This window comes from Burkholderia sp. AU19243, from assembly GCF_018148075.1.
In the GTDB taxonomy this organism is placed as follows: domain Bacteria; phylum Pseudomonadota; class Gammaproteobacteria; order Burkholderiales; family Burkholderiaceae; genus Burkholderia; species Burkholderia latens_A.
Genome location: NZ_JAGSTV010000002.1, coordinates 601,716 through 622,146, shown reverse-complemented (window position 1 = coordinate 622,146; position 20,431 = coordinate 601,716). Strand labels below are relative to the sequence as shown.

Annotated in this window: 18 protein-coding genes; 9 read left to right on the top strand and 9 right to left on the bottom strand. The window is 67.8% G+C overall.

The features are described 5' to 3' along the window. Nucleotides 1–233 precede the first annotated feature (233 nt). From KDW55_RS06160 to KDW55_RS06150, 3 genes are read left to right on the top strand one after another with little or no spacing between them, the layout of a single operon-like run. Nucleotides 234–542 carry a metalloregulator ArsR/SmtB family transcription factor gene (locus tag KDW55_RS06160; RefSeq protein ID WP_212197891.1) on the top strand — a complete coding sequence of 103 codons (309 nt, stop codon included), beginning with the start codon at nt 234–236 and terminating at the stop codon, nt 540–542. Then, nucleotides 532–966, top strand: coding sequence for a YeeE/YedE family protein (locus tag KDW55_RS06155; protein ID WP_069242864.1), 435 nt, complete (start codon nt 532–534; stop codon nt 964–966). Before KDW55_RS06160 ends, KDW55_RS06155 begins: the two co-directional genes overlap by 11 nt. Nucleotide 967: 1 nt before the next feature. Next, nucleotides 968–1,390: a DUF6691 family protein gene (locus KDW55_RS06150; RefSeq protein WP_212159981.1), complete on the top strand. Its 423-nt coding sequence runs from the start codon at nt 968–970 to the stop codon at nt 1,388–1,390. Nucleotides 1,391–1,563: 173 nt separating this feature from the next. Here the strand turns inward: KDW55_RS06150 and KDW55_RS06145 are convergent, their stop codons facing one another. Then, a complete protein-coding gene (locus KDW55_RS06145) occupies nt 1,564–1,914 on the bottom strand; it encodes a hypothetical protein (RefSeq protein WP_069242866.1) in 351 nt (116 codons plus the stop codon). 210 nt (nt 1,915–2,124) lie between these two features. On the opposite strand from KDW55_RS06145, the gene KDW55_RS06140 reads away from it, so the two are divergent. Continuing rightward, nucleotides 2,125–3,609 (top strand): PLP-dependent aminotransferase family protein, encoded by a 1,485-nt coding sequence (locus KDW55_RS06140; protein WP_174554697.1) that lies wholly within the window; start codon nt 2,125–2,127, stop codon nt 3,607–3,609. 144 nt (nt 3,610–3,753) lie between these two features. Here KDW55_RS06140 and KDW55_RS06135 read toward each other — a convergent pair whose 3' ends face one another. Both KDW55_RS06135 and KDW55_RS06130 read right to left on the bottom strand, forming a co-directional pair. Then, complete coding sequence (locus KDW55_RS06135; protein WP_040139625.1) at nt 3,754–4,029, bottom strand: hypothetical protein; 276 nt, start codon at nt 4,027–4,029, stop codon at nt 3,754–3,756. 99 nt (nt 4,030–4,128) lie between these two features. Continuing rightward, complete coding sequence (locus KDW55_RS06130; RefSeq protein ID WP_212159982.1) at nt 4,129–5,499, bottom strand: cytochrome c peroxidase; 1,371 nt, start codon at nt 5,497–5,499, stop codon at nt 4,129–4,131. Nucleotides 5,500–5,536: 37 nt separating this feature from the next. Here KDW55_RS06130 and KDW55_RS06125 point away from each other — a divergent pair, with 37 nt between their 5' ends. Next, complete coding sequence (locus KDW55_RS06125) at nt 5,537–5,818, top strand: hypothetical protein (RefSeq protein WP_167432667.1); 282 nt, start codon at nt 5,537–5,539, stop codon at nt 5,816–5,818. Here the strand turns inward: KDW55_RS06125 and KDW55_RS06120 are convergent. Continuing rightward, nucleotides 5,805–7,268: a metallophosphoesterase gene (locus KDW55_RS06120; protein WP_212159983.1), complete on the bottom strand. Its 1,464-nt coding sequence runs from the start codon at nt 7,266–7,268 to the stop codon at nt 5,805–5,807. The two genes, KDW55_RS06125 and KDW55_RS06120, sit on opposite strands and share 14 nt — an antisense overlap. Before the next feature lie 180 nt (nt 7,269–7,448). On the opposite strand from KDW55_RS06120, the gene KDW55_RS06115 reads away from it, so the two are divergent. Continuing rightward, a complete protein-coding gene (locus KDW55_RS06115) occupies nt 7,449–8,297 on the top strand; it encodes a class I SAM-dependent methyltransferase (protein ID WP_212159984.1) in 849 nt (282 codons plus the stop codon). A gap of 108 nt (nt 8,298–8,405) precedes the next feature. Here the strand turns inward: KDW55_RS06115 and KDW55_RS06110 are convergent, their stop codons facing one another. From KDW55_RS06110 to KDW55_RS06090, 5 genes are all read right to left on the bottom strand, one after another. Then, nucleotides 8,406–8,717: a hypothetical protein gene (locus KDW55_RS06110; RefSeq protein WP_069243510.1), complete on the bottom strand. Its 312-nt coding sequence runs from the start codon at nt 8,715–8,717 to the stop codon at nt 8,406–8,408. Nucleotides 8,718–8,775: 58 nt separating this feature from the next. Then, nucleotides 8,776–10,797, bottom strand: coding sequence for a BCCT family transporter (locus KDW55_RS06105; RefSeq protein ID WP_069242870.1), 2,022 nt, complete (start codon nt 10,795–10,797; stop codon nt 8,776–8,778). 284 nt (nt 10,798–11,081) lie between these two features. Beyond that, the gene (locus KDW55_RS06100; RefSeq protein ID WP_069242871.1) at nt 11,082–12,269 is read right to left on the bottom strand and encodes a porin; all 1,188 of its coding nucleotides are present in this window, start codon (nt 12,267–12,269) and stop codon (nt 11,082–11,084) included. 117 nt (nt 12,270–12,386) lie between these two features. After that, nucleotides 12,387–14,807, bottom strand: a complete 2,421-nt coding sequence (locus KDW55_RS06095; protein ID WP_212159985.1) for a glycoside hydrolase family 31 protein — start codon at nt 14,805–14,807, stop codon at nt 12,387–12,389. Nucleotides 14,808–14,834: 27 nt separating this feature from the next. Further along, entirely contained in the window at nt 14,835–16,106 is a 1,272-nt protein-coding gene (locus tag KDW55_RS06090; protein ID WP_212159986.1) for an MFS transporter, read from the bottom strand. 436 nt (nt 16,107–16,542) lie between these two features. Here KDW55_RS06090 and KDW55_RS06085 point away from each other — a divergent pair, with 436 nt between their 5' ends. Genes KDW55_RS06085 through KDW55_RS06075 form a run of 3 tightly spaced genes read left to right on the top strand, consistent with a single transcriptional unit; the run spans nt 16,543 to nt 20,426 of the window. Further along, nucleotides 16,543–17,493 (top strand): MurR/RpiR family transcriptional regulator, encoded by a 951-nt coding sequence (locus KDW55_RS06085; RefSeq protein ID WP_040139633.1) that lies wholly within the window; start codon nt 16,543–16,545, stop codon nt 17,491–17,493. After that, a complete protein-coding gene (locus tag KDW55_RS06080) occupies nt 17,490–18,476 on the top strand; it encodes an isoaspartyl peptidase/L-asparaginase (RefSeq protein WP_040139634.1) in 987 nt (328 codons plus the stop codon). The genes KDW55_RS06085 and KDW55_RS06080 overlap by 4 nt, the downstream gene beginning before the upstream one ends. A 27-nt stretch (nt 18,477–18,503) precedes the next feature. Then, nucleotides 18,504–20,426, top strand: coding sequence for a dipeptide ABC transporter ATP-binding protein (locus KDW55_RS06075; protein WP_212159987.1), 1,923 nt, complete (start codon nt 18,504–18,506; stop codon nt 20,424–20,426). Nucleotides 20,427–20,431: the final 5 nt, after the last annotated feature.

Sequence of the window (20,431 nt, the reverse complement as noted above, 5' to 3'; positions counted from 1 at the left end):
TGCGACGGCGAGGCGGCACTCGCCGCTTCGCCGGTCGTTCAACCGTCACTTTCTTCGATCCGGCCATCTGCGGCATCGCCCCGGTAGGCAGAGATCCGTGCGCGGCGTTGCGCTTCAACGGACGCGTTCGCGCGAATCAACGATATACAAAATGATATAATATTGAATCGTTAATCGTATTCACCGTCCCCGTGAACGCCGACTCTTCCGCTGGGCTGCCGGAGTCCGACCAGATGCGTGCGGCTGCCGAATCCGCGTGCGCACTACTCAAGGTGTTGTCCAATCCCGACCGGCTGCTGCTGTTATGCGAGCTGTCGCAGGGCGAACGCTGCGTGAGCGATCTCGAAGCGCGGCTCGATATCCGGCAGCCGACGCTGTCGCAGCAGCTCGGCGTGCTGAGAGATAACGCGCTTGTCCGCACGCGCCGCGAGGGCAAAAACATTCACTATTCGCTCGACAGTCCGGCCGCCATCGCTGTGATGAGTGTGCTGTACGAACAATTTTGCGGCCCGGCCGTAAAGGGAGGGGGCCATGCAGATTGACGCACTGCATTTCACGCCTTGGCTGTCGCTGGCCGGCGGCGTGCTGATCGGGCTCGCGGCCGGATGGCTCGTCGCGTTCAACGGGCGGATCGCCGGAATCAGCGGTATCGTCGGCGGACTGCTTACGGCGGCTGCCGCGGAGCGCGGCTGGCGCGTGGCCTTCGTGGCCGGGCTGATCGCTGCGCCGCTGATCGTGCGTGTCGCCGGTGCCGGCGCGGCCCCGCAAGTCGATGCCGGCTGGGGTGAGTTATTGACGGCCGGGCTGCTGGTCGGGATCGGCACGCGCTATGCGGGCGGATGCACGAGCGGTCACGGCGTGTGCGGATTGTCGCGTGGAGCGGCGCGCTCGCTCGTCGCGACGGCCGTGTTCATGACGGCCGGCTTCGCGACCGTATTCGTGCGGCGGCACGTGCTCGGAGGCTGACATGCAGACTGGATTCGCGTTTCTTGCGGGGTTGCTGTTCGGTGTCGGCCTCATCGTGTCGGGGATGGCCAACCCGCGGAAGGTGCTGGGTTTTCTCGACGTGGCCGGCCGCTGGGATCCGTCGCTTGCGTTCGTGATGGCCGGTGCGATTGGCGTCGCCGTGTTCGCGTTCGCATGGGCGAGGCGCCGGCCGCGCTCATTGCTCGGCCTGCCGATCCAGTGGCCCGCCGCGCGTACGATCACGGTGCGGCTCGTTGCCGGGAGCGCCGTGTTCGGGATCGGCTGGGGCCTTGCCGGCTTCTGCCCGGGGCCGGCGATCGTGTCGATCGGACTCGGATCGGTCAAGGGCATCGCGTTCGTCATGGCGATGCTGGTCGGGATGGCGTTGTTCGAATGGATCGAACGGCGGCAGCGCGCCCGCTAGGCGCGGCCCGGCCCGGGCGCTGACGGGCCGGCAGGGAGCAGCCGGCGGGTAATCGCCCGGTCGTAGCGGTGCGATCCGCCGTGGCAAGCACCGAAGAAGGCCCCGCCCGATTTCGACCGGTATGCCGCAACCGCTGCGGATCACGGCGTGCGGCTACTGCGCGAGCCGCCGCGTCATGCTCCGTCGTCCACATGCCGGCCGCCCAACAGTTGCGCGGCCATGCGATGCAGCCACGCGCGCGGCGCGGCGAGCACGCCGGCCCGTGCCGTCGGTTGCGCGACGAGCGCGCCGGCAGGCCCGTTACCGCCGGCGGTCAGCTCGACATGGCCGGCCGCGTCGAGCGTCAGGCAATCGCCTTCGTCGAGCACGCGGCGAACGTAATGCGGTGCATCAGGCAGCCAGTCGAGCTGGCCGTTGCGCAACGTGATCGACAGCGTGCCGTCGAGCACAATCACCTGGCTTCCCTTGTCGAACCACGCAAAGTGGCTTTGGCCGGCGTCCAGCCGGATGTCTTGCGTTCGCATGGCGAGTCCCTTGCCGGTTTGCCCGGTTGCGCGGCCTCGCGACGGCGAGGCGATAGCGTCTAATCAGATTAAGGAAACGCACACGGGCAGGACAGATTCAGGGGACGGAAATCTGTTACGGTGCAGGCGCAGTTTCAAGCCTCTGTATCGGTGGGTTTTCCCCGCATCTGTATCTGGCGTGCGTGCTCTCCCGAGCGCACGATCCACCGCATGACGCCCTCCACCGACTCCTCCCGCACGCCTTTGCCGACAACCGGCGAGCCGCTTTACGAGCGACTCGCCGAGCATTACCGCCGCATCATCGCGGCCGGTACGCTGTCGCCCGGCGACCGGATGCCATCGGTGCGCGCCTTCATGGCGCAGCATGGGGTAAGCCTGTCGACCGCGATCCAGGCGTTCCGGCGGCTCGAGGATACGGGCTGGTGCGAAGCCAGGCCGCGTTCGGGATACTTCGTGCGGCGGCGCGCGGCGGCAGCGCTTCAGGCGCTGCCCGAAAGCAGCGGGCCGTCGTTGACTATCGAACCGCCGTTCGCCGGACTGCACGAACGTGTATCGCGCGTGATCGATCGCGCGAACGCGAAACCCGATGCGCTGAATCTCGGCGGCGCGTCCGCGCAGGCGACGCTGTATCCGGCAGAGCGTTTGCAGGCGCTGGCGATCCGGCTGCTGCGCCGCAAGCCGACGCTGCTCACGGATGCGGGGCCGGTCGGCGGCTCGCCCGAATTCCGGCAAACGATGGCCAAGCGTGCGCTATCGTATGGCGTGACCGTGTCGCCGGACGACGTGATGTCGACGAGCGGCGGCGTCGATGCGGTAAACCTTGCGCTGCGGGCGGTCGCGCGCCCGGGCGACACGATCGCGATCGAATCGCCGGCCTTTTTCGGCTTGATCCAGCTGCTTGAAAGCCTCGGCCTGCGCGCGCTCGAAATTCCGGCCAGCCCGACGACCGGGCTGTCGATCGAAGCGCTCGATGTGGCGCTGACCGCGTACCCCGACATTCGGGCCGTGGTCGTCGTGCCCAACCTGCAGAACCCGCTCGGCAGTGTTATGCCCGACGAACGGAAGGCCGCGCTGGTTGCACTGTGCTCGCGCCATGGCGTAGCGGTGATCGAGGACGAGCCGTATCGCGAGCTCGTCGAGGCGCCGCACGCGGTGAAGCCGGTGAAGGCATGGGACCGCGACGGCACGGTGATCTACTGCCCGTCGTTCAACAAGGTGCTGGCGCCCGGGATGCGGCTCGGCTGGATGAGCGCGGGCCGCTGGCACGCGCGCGTGAAGATGCTCAAGTTCGCGCACAGCCGGCACAACGCCGCGTTGCTGCAGGCCGTCGCGGCCGAATTCGTCGGCTCCGGTGCGTTCGATCGCCACCTGCACCGGTTTCGCGAACAGCTTCGCGTGCAACGGGATGTGACGATCGATGCGATCGCGCGCCACTTTCCGGCCGGCACGCGGATGAATCGGCCGCCGGGCGGCATGCTGCTGTGGATCGCGTTGCCGGACGGCGTGCATTCCGAAGCATTGTTCGATGCCGCGCTGGCACGCGGGGTGAGGATCGCGCCAGGCTCGATCTTTTCGAATTCCGACCGCTTTGACGCGTATATCCGGCTTGCATGCACGCGCGTGTTCGACACGCGTCATGAAGCGGCCATCGAAACGCTCGGCGAGTTGATACGGCTGGCCGCGGCCGCCGCGTAGACCGTGCAGCAGGCGCGCCGCCCGCCGCGTCGGCATCGGCGCGGGGTGTTCGAGCCGAACGTACGGGCCGCCCGATTCGGTTCGTCGCGCTTCCGCCGGCAGGCCGCCGCGCGACAGCGCGCCAGCGGTACGACTTCGACGATGTCATCGGCTGATCGCCTGAGCGGCCAGGTGCTGGCGGATGAGTGACAGGTAGCGATCCCCGACCGAGAAGTCGCGCGCGACGCGCGGGCGGTGCGCGGCGCGCAGCGTGGCCGGCACGCTCATGCCCAGGTATCGGCACACCGCGGACGGAAACGGTTTACGCGTATGCCCGAGCTGGCGCGCCGCGCGTTCCACGCGGGCGTCGCCGACCTGCGCACGCAACCATGCCAGCACTTGGCGATCGGTGTCGTTGACGATACGGACCAGATGTTCCATCGCGCACCTCACTGTTCATAAATACAGTACTGTAAATATAACCAGTATATGAGGCGACCGCAAGCGGCCGCACAGGGCGCTTGGCCGTTCGGCCAGGGTTCAGCGCGTCGGCGAGGCGATATGGGCGGGCGGCGATCCGCCGGTCCGGCTGGGTGCGGTGCCGGCGGGCGTGGCGGATGCGGCCGGCGGGACGAGATTCGCGTAGCCCGCGTCGGTCAGCGTGCCGAGGAACGCGACGATATCGTCGATTTCGGCGTCGGTCAGCGCGGGCGGCGTACCTGGCCGGCGGTTCATCGGTGTCGAGTTGACGTTGATATTGCCGCGATAGGCGGCCGGCACGTCGTCGAACGTCTTCGTGCCGTGATACCAGCGGCCAGGGTCGGTCGAGCGCGTGTTGTAGAACGCGACCGCGTCGTGCAGCGTCGTGAACACGCCGTTGTGCATGAACGTCTGCTTGACCGCGACGTTGCGCAGCCCCGGCGTGCGCAGGTAGCCGCACCACTGCGTCGGCTCCGGCCAGCGTAGCCGCACGGCCGTGTCGCACAGGCCGGTGTCGAAATGGCGGGGATCGCGGTTCGCGGGCAGCGCGCGATTGCGCGGCACTGCGATCGCGTCGTAGCCGAAATCGGTGAACAGCGAGCGCTCCGGCCGGTTCGACGTCTCGGACAGCGTATGGCAGCTCATGCAGTTGCCCTTGTCAGGATTGCGAAACAGCGCGAGCCCCCGCATCTCGGCAGGCGCAAGCGGCCGGCGCGTGCGCAGGTAGGTGTCGAAGCGCGACGTGAACGGCGCCATCTCGTCGCTCTGAAGGTAAGCCTCGACCGCCGCGCCCAGCGCGCGTACCAACTGCTCCGGATCGCGCCGCACCGATGCGCCGAAGCGCGCGGCGAGATCGTTCGCCAGCTCGATGCCGTCGACCTTGCGCAGCAGTGCGGCCGGCGACCGGTTGTTCATCTCGTTCGGATCGAACAGCGGCCCCCGGATCTGTTCGGCGATCGTTTCCGCGCGCCCGTCGCTGAACAGGCCGCCGAACGGCGATGGCGCGGGCGCGTCGTCATCCTGGTAGAAGTGGCGGCGCGGCACGTAGCGAACATAGAGCAGCGACGGCGCGTTGCGCTGGCTGAAGCGACCGCGGCGGCTGCCTTCCGGCACGCCGGGGCCGGCGAGCGATGCCGCCGATAGCGTCGGCGCGAACGCGCGCGCAGGATCGTGGCAGCCAGCACACGACATCCCGCGCGGCTCGGACAGCCGCGGATCGAAAAAGATCCGCCGCCCGAGCGCGACGAGCGTCGGGTCCGGCGCGAAGCGGGCAGTTGCCGCATCGACCTTGGCGCTTACCTGAGGCGTCCCGTTCCCGATCGTGTCGACGATGCGAGACGGCGGCGCGCCGGCGAGGAGCGTCGTCTCGGACGGGGCTGCATGGGCCGCGAGCGCCGCGCCGGTGAGCGTTGCCGTGGCGAGGGCGCGCATGGTTCTGCCGCGGCCGGCGACGAGGGCCGAAAGCGAAGTGGCAGTCGAACCCGAACCCGCGGCCGAAGCCAGGGCCGGAGCCGAACCCGAACCCGAACCCGCGGCCGAACGCGAGGCCGAACCCGAACCTGCGACCGGTGCCAAAACCGAAGCCAAAACCAAGACCGGGCCCGAAGTCCAACGCCCGGCCAATACGCTTGATGAACTCACCGCCTTCAGCCATCCGGCTATCCGTCGCCGGCGAGTGACCGGTTCAGCCGAACCGGCCTTCTCCGTCAAACCCTCACGCAATTGCACATCGTCATTCACGGCGCGATGAACCCCGTCTTGCCGCAGGCGAGCGTGTTGCCCGACTGATCGCACGACGCGAGCAGCTTGCCCGCCGCCGAATAAGCATGGAATACCCAGCCCGTCGCCGGCGCGGTGCGTCGCTCCATGATCAGGAAGCCGAAGCTGTTGTTGTGCGACATCCGCTCGATCACGGCGCCCGGCGCGGGCGTCAGGCCGGCCGGGAACGGATCGGGCAGCGCGACGTCGAGGTTGTCGCCGCCGTTGCCTGACACGATCGTCGCCGGATGCCCCGACGAGAAGTTGATCGCCTGGAAGTCGTGCACGTGCCCGTGCAGCGCGACGTGGATGCCGGGCGGGTAGTACGCCTGCGCGTTCAGGCTCGACATCACCGATTGCAGTGCGAGGTTGCCCGGTGCGGGCGTGCTGCCGGCAATCGGCGCGAACGCGAGGATCGGATGGTGATTCGTGAAGATCGTCGTCGACATGCCGGCCTTCGATGCAAGCAACGCGACCGTTTGGAACTGCTTCTGGTAGATGCGGAATTGCGCGTCGGTCGCCTTCAGCGGATTGCGGCCGACCTTCGCGGTGTCGAACACGATCACCTGCGTACCGCCGCCGAGCGACACCGCATAGGGATCCGAATAGTTTGCGTCGTCGTCGTTGGCGGGATCGTCGCACGAACGGGCCGCCGAATACGGGCGCGGATCGAGGAAGCGGAACCAGCCCTGGCCGGCCCGCGCGCATTCCTCGTGGTTGCCGCGCACGACGACCCAGGGCGCCTTCGCGAACAATGGCGCGGCCGGGCGGAACAGGTCGGCCTGCCACGTATCCCAGCCATAGCCCCACGGGCTGTCCTTGCAGCCGGCGATGTCCGGCGGACACGCGTTCTCGCGATAGTGATAGTCGCCGACGTGCAGCACGAGATCCGGCGACAGCTTCGCGACGCTCGCCGCGATTGTGTCGAACGGCCAGACGGTCGCGTCGTTGCATGCCTGCCATGCGTTGTCGGCCTTCTTCATCCGGCAGCCGGTGTCCGCGATGATCGCGATGCGCTGCGGCTGCGCTTTCGGCAGCGGCAGCGCGCGGCCCGCGACGCTGGCCGACTGCGCGTCGGCCGGCAGCGCCGCTTCGCAGACCGACACCGGGAAGCTCGACGGTTTCGAGTCGGCCGGGGCGCTCGCGGTCGGACGCTGGGCAATCGTCGCGGCGCCAGCGCGCAGCGTCATGCGCGACAGCTTGCCGTCGACGGACAGTTGCGGACACAGCGGATCGCTCGCGGACACGGGACTGTAGTTCGTGACCACGCGCGCAATCGCCTGGTTCGCATCGCCGATCTCGACCCACGCGGCCTGGACGTTGATCGCGGCACTGGCCGGATCGGCGGGCGTATCGATGTGATTCGAACACGCGGACAGCGCCGCGAGGACGGCAAGCGGAGCGCAGCGCACGAGCAGCGCGCGAGAGAGGAGTCGTCGCATGGGTGGCACCGTAGGAAAGCCGTCAACGATACGGAACGCAAATGTAAGAAATATGAACGATGGGACGTGGCGCTGGCGCGGCGCGAGCGTTGCGCCGCGTCCGGTCGCGGCCTTGACCTCAAGCCGGCTTGAAGCAGCATAGTCCCGATTACGATCAACGCGGAAAACGGAGAATCGGCGATGAAGGCGAGCATGGCAAACGAAGCGCAGTCTGCGCTGTGGAACGGCCCGTCGGGCTCGGCATGGGTCGATGCGCAGCGCTCGCTCGACCGGATGTTCGAGCCGTTCGAGGCGCTGCTCGCGGATGCGGCGATGGCGGCGTCCGCGAGCAGCGTGCTCGACGTCGGCTGCGGCACCGGCGCCGTAACGCTTGCGCTCGCGCGGCGGCTCGGCGCGCGAGCGCGCTGTACGGGAGTCGATATTTCTACGCGGATGATCGTCGCTGCACGGGCGCGCGCCGAACGCGAGGGTGTCGACGCCGGCTTCATGCATGCCGATGCACAGACGCATGTATTCGCACCGGGTCGGTTCGACCTGATCGTGTCGCGGTTCGGCGTGATGTTCTTCGACGATCCGGTGCGTGCCTTCGCGAACCTGCGGCACGCGGCGCGCGCGAATGGGCAGTTGCGATTCGTCGCATGGCGGGGCGCCACCGACAATCCGTTCATGACGACGGCCGAGCGGGTCGCGGCGCCGTTGCTGCCGCACTTGCCGCCGCGGCGGCCGGGGGCGCCGGGGCAATTCGCGTTCGGCGACCGGCAACGGATCGCGTCGATATTGTCGGACAGCGGCTGGGCCGATATCGCGATCGAGCCGATCGATATCGCGTGCGCGTTGCCGGCGTCCGCGTTGGACGACTACATCGCGCGGCTGGGGCCGGTCGGGCTCGCGCTTTGTCAGTTGGACGACGCGACGCACCGGCGCGTGCTCGCTACGGTTCGCGCTGCGTTCGAGCGCTACGTGCAGCGCGCCGACGCGCGCTTCGATGCCGCGTGCTGGCTCGTCACGGCGCGGGCGCCGTCCGCATGATGCATCGCGGAAAGTGCGGCAGCCCGATGATCGGCACGTGCGTTGCCGTTCGCGCGCGACGATGCCGGCGCTTCGTGCAACAGGCGAGTGCCGGCGCCGCCGACAGGTTCAGCCCCGCCTCGCATGCAGCATCAGCCACGCGCAGCCGGCCGCCACGAGCGCGAGGCCGAGCAGCACCGCCTCGGCGCCGAGCGCGAAACCGGGCGCCATCTGGCCGCTGTTCGGCACCGGCGACAGGTTGCCCGCGATCGCGATCGCACCGCCGCCCAGCAGCGCGATGCAGACGATCCAGTAGACCCTGCCGCGCGGAGCGGCGGTGCGCATGCGCCACAGCGCGAGGCCGACGCCGCCGAGGTAAAGCACCGCGAGTGTCGCGAGCGCGACGACGTCGCCGGTGCGATCGTGCAGCAGGCCGATCATCGCGCGGCTCCGGCACGCGCCGCGCACCGGCGCGAGGAGACGGACACGATCGTCCCGTTCATTCGGCCTCCGTTGCATGCCCCGGCGCACGGCTCAGCAGATGCGTACGGTGATCGGCTGCGAGCGACACGTAGCGCTCGTATTGGCGCAGCACGTCGGCGATCAGTTCGTCGCCGCGCAGGTATTCGACGTTGTAACCGAGCCGGCCGTCCTCGAAGAACGTGACGATGCCGTACACGTGCGGACGCTCCGGTTCCGGCTCGGCCGCTTCGCGTACGAGGAAGGCGGCCGCGGATTTCGCCGTCACGCGCACGCCATAGACGAAATCGCGATGTTCCGCAGTCGGAACCGTCAGCCGGACCGCATCGTCGCTGTCGCGCTGCACGAGCGCGTCGACGCCGCCCGCGCGCAGTTCGTCCGCGACCTTGCGCAGCGCGGGCTCGACGGTTCCCGCGACGAACTGGCGGGCGTCCGCCTCGGTCGTCTGCCGCAGGATGTGCGTCAGGCGATGGCGCCAGTGCTGGCCGGTCCAGAAGCTCGTCGCAGGCGCGACGTCCTGTGAATAGTGCGCGCGATCGGCCGCGAGCCCGCGCCACAGCCCGTAGCACAGTGCGAGCATGATCAGCGCGACCGGCAACGCGGCGATCAGCGTCATCGCCTGCAGCGCGCCGAGGCCGCCCGCGACCAGCAGCACTCCTGCCGTCACGCCGAGCAGCGCAGCCCAGAACAGCCGCTGCCACACCGGCGAATGCGCGGCGCCGCGCGTCGCGATCTGGTCGATCACGAACGCGCCCGAATCGGCCGACGTGACGAAGAACACCGCGATCAGCACGATCGCGACGATCGACAGCAATTGCGGCAGCGGCAGGAAATCGAAGAAGCGGAACAGCAGCGCATCGACGCTGCCGGCCGTCTGCGCGAGTGCGCCGGCCGCAGCGTGCGTATCGAGCCAGATCGCGCTGTTGCCGAATACGGTCATCCATACCAGGTTGAATGCGGTCGGCACGAGCAGCACGCCGATCACGAACTGGCGGATCGTGCGGCCGCGCGAAATGCGCGCGATGAACATCCCGACGAAGGGCGACCACGATACCCACCATGCCCAGTAGAGGATCGTCCAGCCGCCGAACCAGCCTTCCTCGCGCGGCGGCGCATATGCGTAGGTGCGAAACGACAGGTCGACGAGGCTCGACAGGTACTGCCCGATGTTGTCGCCGAGCGCGCGCAGCAGGAACGCGGTCGGACCCGCGACGGCCACGAACGCAAGCAGCAGGAACGCGAGCAGCAGGTTCAGTTCCGACAGCCGCCGCACACCCTTGTCGAGACCGCTCGCGGCCGATGCGCCGGCCAGGGTCACGACGATCACGACGAGCCCGATGCGGAACGCGTTGCCGCTCGTATCCCAGCCGGCGACCGTATGCAGGCCCGCGCTCAATTGCATCACGCCGTAGCCGAGCGTCGTCGCGATGCCCGCGACCGTGCCGACCAGCGCGAACGCGTCGACCGCGTGGCCGATCCAGCCGTTCACGCGCTCGCGCAGCACCGGATACAGCCCGGAGCGCAGCGTCAATGGCAGGTTGTAGCGGAAACCGAAGTACGCGAGCACGAGGCCCATCAGCCCGTAGATCGCCCACGCGTGGAAGCCCCAGTGGAAGAAGGTCATCAGCATCGCCTCGCGCGCGGCGGCGGCCGTGCCGGGGTCGACGGTCGGCGGCTTCAGGAAGTGCTGCATCGGCTCGCCGACGCCGAAGTACATGAGGCCGATTCCCATGCCGGCCGCGAACAGCATGGCCGTCCACGATACGAAGCTGAACTCGGGCTCCGCGTCGTCGGGGCCGAGCCGGATGTTGCCGAAGTCGCTAGCGGCGATCAGCACGAGAAACACGAGAAACGTGGTGACGGCGAGCACGTAGAACCAGTCGAAGCGAGCTATGACCCATTGTTGGCCGGCCGAGAACAGCGCGCCGGCTTCGGCCGGGCGCAGCGCGCATACGACGAGCAGCGCGCCGATGACCGCGAGCGCGGGCAGCACGACCTGCGGCTTGAATGTCGTGCGGGACGAGGGACGGGAATCTGGCATGGCTGGCATCCAGTTGTGGGCGCAACGACGCGCAACGCCGCCCGGCGCGCACGTCGCGCGTCGGACCCTGATACGGCGTGCGTCGAGTGTACCGCGGTGTCAGGACTGCAAGAAGGGACATGCAGAAGGGATGAACCTGACGAATTGTAAGGTATCCGGGCGATCGCGAACACCCGCGTATGTCTCGGCGCGCGGAAGGAGGGGCGATGGGCCGGAGAAGGGCGCCGGCCCCCTGGCGATGCAGGTCGTCCGGGGGGCAGCGTGCGAGGTACCGCAGTTCGGCTTCAGAACGTCACGGCGATCCCGGCCATGCCGACGAACTGCCCGTGCGTCGTCGACGGCGTAAGCTGTTGCGAATCGCCGACGATCGGCGCCGCGTCGACGATATGGCCTGCGCCCAGCGCGCCGAGCGTCTGTCCGCTCGAATGCGTGTACGCCTGCAGCGCATAGAGTGTCGTGCGTTTCGACAGGCTGTACGACTCCTTCAGCGAATACTGCTGGTAACGGGCCGCGTCGGACACGCCGTTCGCCTTCGACGCGAGCGTGTACGCGAACGCGCCGGCCACCGAGAAGGTCGGCGTGCAGCGGTACGCAGCGAGTACGCCGTATGTGTTGAACACGGCCGTGTCCGTGAACGTGGAGCCGTTGCCCGGCAAGTACTTCACGTTCGAGTAGTTGACGCCCATCGTCAGGTTGCCGAGCGTGTAATTGCCGGCAGCCGCGACCTGCTCGACGGCCTTCGCGGTCAGATAACCCTGGTTCAGCACGGACACCGCGAAGCTGCCCGATGCCGCGGTCGCCGGATTCAAAAAGCCCGCTGAAGAACCCGAACTGTTGATGCGCAGATAGCCGGCCGCGATGCCGACCGGCCCGTTCGCATAGCGCAGCGCGGCGCTGAACGTGTTGCCCTTGCCGGTCGCGCCGGCGATGCCGCCGAACGCGTACATCGCGCTCGCGGTCAGCCCCGAGAATACCGGCGACGTGTAGGTAACCGAATTATTGACGCGAATCGTCGTGTCGAGGCCGTCGATGTCGCCCGGATGCGCGCCTGTCGCGCCGGTCAGCCAGCTGCTCGACGCGTACGGGCCGACCAGCAGGAAGTATGGCGTGTACTGGCGGCCGGCCGTCACCGTGCCGTAATGATCGTTGCGCAGCCCGACGAACGCCTGGCGGTTGAAGATCGTGCCGGCGGCGGCTTGCGCGCCGGTATTCAGGTTGAAGCCGGATTGCAGGTCGAAGATTGCGTGGGTGCCGCCGCCGAGATCCTCGTCGCCGCGCAGCCCGAACTTCGACGCATACAGGTTGCCGTCGCGCATGTAGATGTTCGAGTGGCCTTGCTGATTGTTCACGTACGCAATCGAATCGTCTACCACGCCGTACAGCGTCACGCTGCTCTGTGCATGAGCGGCGGAAGCGCCGAGCGACGCTGTGCATAAAATCAGGATTGCAGAGTAGTGGGGCGATGCTTTCATTGACGATCTCCAAGTCTCTTCTACGGGGAGGCTGATCGGCCTCCTCTTCGGTGGATGGCGGGCCGCGTGTACGGCCCGCCCGATCGAAGGGTCAGGCGTTGATCCGCGCTCGCGCGGTCAGCCGCCGAGGGCCACGACGATGCGACGCCAGGCGCCGTCCCGCACATCGTGTTCGATGCGGGCGCCGCGCACGGCAAGCGCGCCCTGCAGCGACGCCGGCAAAAGGATTTCGACGCGCTCGGCGGGGCGGTTCATGCGGCCGTCCCAGCGGACGGACACGTCGAGTTCGCCCGATGCCGCGCGCCCGGTCTCAATGCGCCACAGCCCGTATTCACCGTCGCGCCAGGCTTCGGTTTCGCCGTCGTCCTCCACACACTCGCCGTGCGCCACGCCGTCCTCGGTGCGCGGCGCAACGAGGAAGCCGCGTGTGTCCGCGCGCGCGCCGAACCTTTGCTCGGCAACGTTCAGCGGCAGCACGCGGCCTTCGCGCAACAGCATCACCGGCGTGTCGAGCGGCGCGGGCAGCGTCACGTCCGCGCCGCCTTCGAACGATTGCGCGCCCGTGCAGCAAATCCAGCGGGCGCCGGACGGCAGGTAAACCGCACGCTCAGTGCGGCCCGGCTCGACGACCGGCGCGACGAGCAGCGCGTCGCCGAGCATCATGTCGTCACATGGGTCGTAGCAGCGCGCATCGCCGGGGAAGTCGGCGAGGGTTGGCCGCAGTACGGGCTCGTAGCGCGTGGTCGACAGCCACAGCAGGTGATACAGGTAAGGCAGCAGCCGATAGCGCTGTTTGATCAGCGATGCGATCTGCGCGGCGATCTCCGGATACATCCACGGTTCGTTGACGGTGCCGTCGTCATTCCACGAATGGATGCTGAAGCGCGGCATGAAGATGCCGAACTGCACCCAGCGCAGCAGCAGCTCGGGGGACGGCGCGGGGCCGGAGAAGCCGCCGATGTCGTGGCCGATGTTCGATACGCCCGACAGCGAAAGCCCGAGTCCCATCTTCAGGTTGTAGCGCAGCGTCTCCCACGACGTGTAGTTGTCGCCGGACCACGTCTGCACGTAACGCTGCATGCCGGCGCCGCCCGAACGCGACACGAGGAACGGCCGCTGCGCAGGAGCGTGCGCACGCTGCGCGTCGCGCGACGCGCGCATCATCAGCATCGTCTGCAGCACCTTTGCTTCGCGCGCCGGAAACGGTGCGCCGAAGCCATGCGCGATCGCGTCGGGCGACCAGATCTCGTATTCGTTGTTGTCGTTCCAAGTCGACGCGATCCCGTATTCGAGGAGCGCCGACGTGACTTGCTCCTGCCACCAGCGATACGCTTGCGGTTGCGTGAAGTCGATGTACGCGCCGACCTCGTCCCAGAACTGCACCCATGCGGGCTCGCCCGACGCGGAACGGATCAGCAGCCCGCGTTGCGCGGCTTCGTCGAACGCCGGATGATCGCGCAGCAGGCACGGCTTGATGTTCGCGCACAGGCGGATGCCGTGGTCCCGGTAGTGCTGCACGAAACCCTTCGGATCGGGAAACTTTTCGCGGTTCCAGTTGAACACGTAGCGCTTCGCGCCGATCGACGTGTAGCCGGACGACAGGTGAAACGAATCGCACAGGATGTCGTGCGCGTCGCACTGTTCGACGAACTGGTTCATCTGCTGCTGCGCGTCGGGCGCATCGGTGTAGCTCATCGTGGAGCCCGAATAGCCGAGCCCCCATTTCGGCGTGCGCGCGGGGCGCCCGGTGAGCCACGTGAAGCGGCGGGCGGCCGCGAGCGGTGTATCGGGCGATGCGATGAAGTAGTAGTCCAGATCGCCGTGCTCCGCGACGAAATAGCGATAGAGCCCATGGTAGTTGTCGAGTTCGCGGCCCATGTCGAACGTGCAGTCCGACAGCGTGTCGTAGAACAGCCCGAAGCCCCCGCGCGCGTCGGGCGACCAGGTGATGTAGAACGGAATGTGCTTGTAGAGCGGGTCGGTGTGCTTCGCGCTGTAGCCCATCGCGTCGATGTTGCGCATCTCGAAGCGCGCGCCGGTGCGGTCGAGCTCGCCCGCGCGTTCGCCGAGACCGAACACCTTGTCGCTGCGCTCGCGCGCGACGTAGTGATATGCGCGCTCGTCCCACCAGCCGAAGTTGTACGCCTGAGTTGCACGGTCGGCGAGCACGACGCGCCACGCGCCGTCGGCACCGCGCATCGACCACGTGCAGCGACCGCCTTGCCGGTTCACCACGACACGAATCTGCGCGGTTTCGATGCGCACGGCGTCGTCGTCTTCGACGAAGTCATAGTGCGGCAGCGCGAAGCCGCTCAGATCGAGACGGTCGCGTCCGTCGAGCGGAACGTCGTCGAGGCCGGGCGCGATCGTCCACGTGCGCGGGTTGCGCGGCGTCGCGTCGGGCAGCACGCGCACGCGCACGATGTCGTCCTCGAGCACGAAGAGCTCGACGGTGGCGCCCGCGTCGGACGCGAGCAGGATGCGATTCGCGTGCCGCGACGCGACGCGGAACACGGGCGGATGAAGAAGCGAAGTCATGAAAGCGATTCCTGGTGAAAACGGATGTCAGGCGTGCTGCGCAAGCAGCCGTTCCTGCTTCGACTGGCCGCGAATCAGCACCGCGAGCAGCGTGACGCCGATGATGTCGAACAGGCCGAGGCACGCGAACAGCGGCGCGTAGCCGATCTTGTCGGCGAGCGCGCCGACCAGCAGCGAGAAGCCGAGCCCGCCGATCCACGCGGCCATGCCCGCGAAGCCGCTGGCGGTGCCGACTTCCTCGGGATCGAACACGTCGGCGGACAGCGTATTGACGAGCGCGGAGATCATCTGGTGGGCGAAGCCGCCGACGCAGAACAGCGCGATGGCCGTGTACGGCGACGACACGAGCCCGATCATCGCCGGTCCGAGCATCAGCACCGCGCCGAGCGCGACGCCGGCGACGCGCGACCACACGAGCGGCAGCTTGAAGCGATTCGCGAGGTAGGGCGACAGGTAGCCGCCGGCGATGCCGCCGAGGTCGGCCGCGAGGAACGGCATCCACGCGAAGACGGCGATCTGCGTGAGCGCCATGTGCCGCTCGGTCGCCAGATACAGCGGGATCCAGAAGCTGAAGGTCTGCCATGCGGGTTCCGCGAAGAAGCGCGGCAGCGCGATCGCCCAGAAGCGGCGAGCGGTGACGACGTCGCGAATCCGTCGCTTCGACACGGCCGGCATCGTGGCCTGGCCGTCGCGGATCAGCGTGCGCTCCTGCGCCGTGATGCGCGGGTGAACGGCCGGCGACCGGTACTGCGTGTACCACAGCGCAGCCCACACGAAGCCGAGCGCACCGGTGACCATGAACGCGGATTGCCAGCCGAACCGCATCGAGATGAACACGACGAGCGGCGGCGCGATCGCGGCGCCCAGCGACGTGCCCGCATTGAAATAGCCGACGGCAACCGATTTCTCGCGATCCGGAAACCATTCGGCGACCGCTTTCATCCCCGACGGAATCGCGGCGGCCTCGAACAGCCCGAGCAAGCCGCGCACGATGCCCAGCGACAACCAGCCCGACGCGAAGCCGTGCGCGACGCCGACCACCGACCACAGCATCGCGAACAGCGCGAACCCGAGCCGCAGCCCGATCAGGTCGACGACGAATCCGCACACCGGTTGCATGATCGTGTAGCCGATCTGGAACGCGCCGACGATGTACGAGTACTGCTGCGTCGAAATCGCGAATACCTGCTTCAGTTCCGGTGCGAGCACCGCGAGGGAATTTCGTGCGAGGTAGTTCAGGATCGTGCCGAGACATACCAGCACGATGATCCACCAGCGCAACGCCTTGACTGTCTTCACTGCCGTCTCCTGATCCGTTCGAGCCGCCGCGCAACGGCGGTGTGAGCGGTCTTGTTTGTACGATGTCCGATGTTGAGGGTCGTCGGTCCGTCGGAATTTCAGCAGAATATCGGTGTTCAATCGAACATTTCGCACCAATCGAAAGCCGATGTTATCTGATGACTGACCATTTTCGAACATCGTATGTTCGAATTCGAATCCGGTCAACGCGAATCTGCATTCGAACGAACGTGATCCGGGTTTTCCCGATGAGCGCACCCAGATCGGCTGCCGATGTCATGCCGAGCGACTGAAACGCGTATCGACGTGGGCTGCGGCGCAACCGCGGCAGTCCGCGCAAATAGGGCGGGGGCGTGACAACCCTGATGAAAATTTATTTTTTTCCGCGTGACGGAGCGTGTAAATTGATTTTCATCTACCTTGCAAATCGATTCGCATGACGCCTCTCGTTTCGCACGATGCCGGTCACGATGAATCCGCGATCGCGGAGCGCATCGCGTCGGCCATGCCGCGGATGACGCCGATCCACCGCCGGATGGGCGAGTTCGTGCTCGCGAATCCGTTTCGCGCCGCGACGATGCGGATCGACGAGCTCGCACAGGCGGTCAACGCATCGATCGCGACCGCGAATCGCTTCGCGAAGGCGCTCGGCTTCGACGGCTACCCGGCGATGCGCGCGGCGCTGGTGCGCGGCTTCGAGGCGACGCTTGGGCCGGTCGAGCGGCTGCGTTCCGCGCAGGAGCAGGAACAGGAGAACGGCGTGCGCGGCGCTGCGTGGATCGACGCGGTGTTCGACCAGGCCGTCGCGAACATCGAGAACACGCGCGCGCAGCTGGATGCGGCCGACGTCGAAGCCGCCGTCGAGGCGATCGTCGGCGCGCGGCGCGTGCTGATTCTCGGCGCCGGCTCGAGTGCGTTCCTGACCGGGCTCATGGAGCACGGCCTGTCGGTATGTCACGACAACGTGCAGTCGCTGGCATTGCTCGGCGGCCCGTCGCATGCGGCGCGGCGGCTATATACGGCCGACGCGCGCGATCTCGTGATCGCCCTCGCGTTTCCGCGCTACGTGAAGGACACGATCGAACTTGCGCGCCGGGCGGCGGCGCGCGGTGCGCGTGTGCTCGGCATTTCCGACGGTCCCGGCTCGCCGCTCGCGCCGATCGCTTCGCTGAACCTGTACGTGAAGGCCGAGCGACGATTTGCAGCCACGTCGGAAGCGGCGGTGCTGACGATGATCGAGGCGCTGATCGATGCGGTTGCGCTGCGGACGCACCGGTCCGCGAAGTCGGCCGCCGAAATGACCGAATTCCTGCTGCCGTGGCTGGTCCAGCCGCAAGCGGCGCTGCCGGCTGCCAAACCTTCTTCCACCGGGCCGAAAAAATCATGACTTCATCCGCGATCGTCGCGATTCATGGCGGCGCAGGCACGATCCTGCGTGACGCGATGGATTCCGACACCGAACGCCAGTACCGCGCGGAGCTGACCGCGATCCTGCACGCCGCTCAGCAGGTGCTCGCCGACGGCGGCAGCGCGCTCGATGCCGTGACCGTCGCGGTGCGGATGCTCGAGGACTGTCCGCTGTTCAATGCCGGGCGGGGCGCCGTCTATACGGCCGAAGGCAAGCATGAACTCGACGCGGCGGTGATGGACGGCGCGACGCTCGCGGCCGGCGCGATCTGCTGCGCGACTCGCGTACGCAATCCGGTCCTTGCCGCGCGACGCGTGATGGAGGCGAGCGAGCACGTGCTGTTCGCGGGCGCAGGCGCCGACGCGTTCGCGGCCGCGCAGGGGCTCGAACTCGTCGAACCCGGGTACTTCGACACCGAAGCGCGCCATGCGCAATGGTTAAAGGCGCGTGCGTCGGCCGGTGCGATGCTCGACCACGACGCGGCAACGTTCGCGTTTGGCGCCGCGCGTGCGCCGGAACCGCTCGATCCGGACCGCAAGCACGGCACGGTCGGTGCTGTCGCATGCGACGTCAATGGTCATGTCGCCGCGGCGACGTCGACCGGCGGCATCACGAACAAGCAGCCGGGGCGCGTCGGCGATTCGCCGATCATCGGTGCCGGCTGCTACGCGGACGACGCAACCTGCGCGGTATCGGCGACCGGCACCGGCGAGATGTTCATCCGGCTCGCAACCGCGCACGACATCGCCGCGCAGATCGCGTATCGCGGCGCATCGCTCGCCGACGCCGCGCACGACGTCGTGATGAACAAGCTGCCGCGCCTCGCCGGCCGCGGCGGGATCGTGGCAGTCGACGCGCACGGCAACGTCGCGATGCCGTTCAATACGGAAGGGATGTATCGCGGCTACGCGCGCGTCGGCGAGACGCCGGTGGTAGGCATCTATCGCGACGATGCAGCCTGATTGCGGATCGCACGAGGAGAGCTTCGCATGACTTCGAGCCGAAACACTGCCGCGCTGACGTTGCCGGAACAGCGCGTCGTCGCCGTCGACGACCTGTCGGTGATGTTCCGCCGCGAAAACGCGACGTTCGACGCGGTGCGCAACGTGTCGTTTCACGTCGATCGCGGCGAGACGCTCGCGATCGTCGGCGAATCGGGCTCCGGCAAGTCGGTGACGTCGCTCGCGCTGATGCGGCTCGTCGAGCATGGCGGCGGCGAGATTACCAGCGGCCGGATCGCGCTGCGGCGGCGCGGCGGCACGATCGTCGATCTCGCACAGGCGAGCGCGGCGACGATGCGCGGCATCCGCGGCGCGGACATCGCGATGATCTTCCAGGAACCGATGACGTCGCTGAATCCGGTGTTTACGGTTGGCGACCAGATCAGCGAGGCGATCGCGCTGCACCAGTCGAAGAGCGCGACCGAAGCGCGCGCGGAAGCGCTGCGGCTGCTCGATCTCGTGCGCATTCCGGAGGCGCGCCGCGTGTTCGTGCGCTATCCGCATCAGCTGTCAGGCGGGATGCGACAGCGCGTGATGATCGCGATGGCGCTGTCATGCCGGCCTGCGCTGCTGATCGCCGACGAACCGACGACCGCGCTCGACGTGACGATCCAGGCGCAGATCCTCCAACTGATCCGCGGCCTGCAGGACGAAATGAACATGGGCGTGATTTTCATCACGCACGACATGGGCGTGGTCGCCGAGGTGGCCGATCGCGTGCTCGTGATGTATCGCGGCGAGAAGGTCGAGGAGGGTGAGTCCGAGCGGATCTTCACGACGCCCGCGCATCGCTACACGCGCGCGCTGCTCGCGGCGGTGCCGCGGCTCGGTTCGATGCACGGCACCGATGTCCCCGAGAAATTTCCGCTGCTGAAGGTGGACGGCACGAGCGTGGCCGCGTCTGCGCCTGCGCCGGACGATGCACGCGAAGCAGGCGGCGCACCAGCCGACAGGCAGCCGCACGTCGATCCCGAGGCGCCGCCGATCCTGCGCGTGCGCGACCTCGTCACGCGCTTTCCGGTGAAGAGCGGCGTGTTCGGGCGCGTGTCGCAGTACGTGCATGCGGTCGAGCGGGTGAGCTTCGAGCTGCGCGCGGGCGAGACGCTCGCGCTCGTCGGCGAGTCGGGCTGCGGCAAGTCGACGACCGGCCGCTCGCTGCTGCGTCTCGTCGAATCGCAGAGCGGCGCGATCGAGTTCGACGGCCGCGACATCGGCGCGCTGAAGGGGGCTGACCTGCAGGCGCTGCGCCGGAACATCCAGTTCATCTTCCAGGATCCGTTCGCGTCGCTGAACCCGCGGCTGACCGTCGGTTTCTCGATCATGGAGCCGCTGCTGGTGCACGGCGTCGCGAGCGGTCGCGACGCGCAGGCGCGCGTCGACTGGCTGCTCGACAAGGTCGGGCTGCCGCCGGAGGCCGCGCGCCGCTATCCGCACGAGTTCTCGGGCGGCCAGCGTCAGCGGATCGCGATCGCACGCGCGCTCGCGCTGAACCCGAAGGTCGTGATCGCCGACGAATCGGTGTCGGCGCTCGATGTGTCGGTGCAGGCGCAGATCGTCAACCTGATGCTCGACCTGCAACGCGAACTCGGTGTCGCGTATCTGTTCATCTCGCACGACATGGCCGTGGTCGAGCGCATCAGCCATCGCGTCGCGGTCATGTATCTCGGCCAGATCGTCGAGATCGGCCCGCGCCGCGCGGTGTTCGAGGCGCCGCAGCATCCGTATACGAAGAAGCTGATGAGCGCGGTGCCGGTGGCCGACCCGGCGCGCCGGCACGCGCCGCGCCAGCTCGCGGCCGACGAGATTCCGAGCCCGATCCGCGCGGCCGGCGACGAGCCGGCGGTTGCGCCGCTCGTCGCGGTCGGTCCCGATCATTACGTCGCGACGCATCGCGTCGGCGGCGCGTATTGACGTGA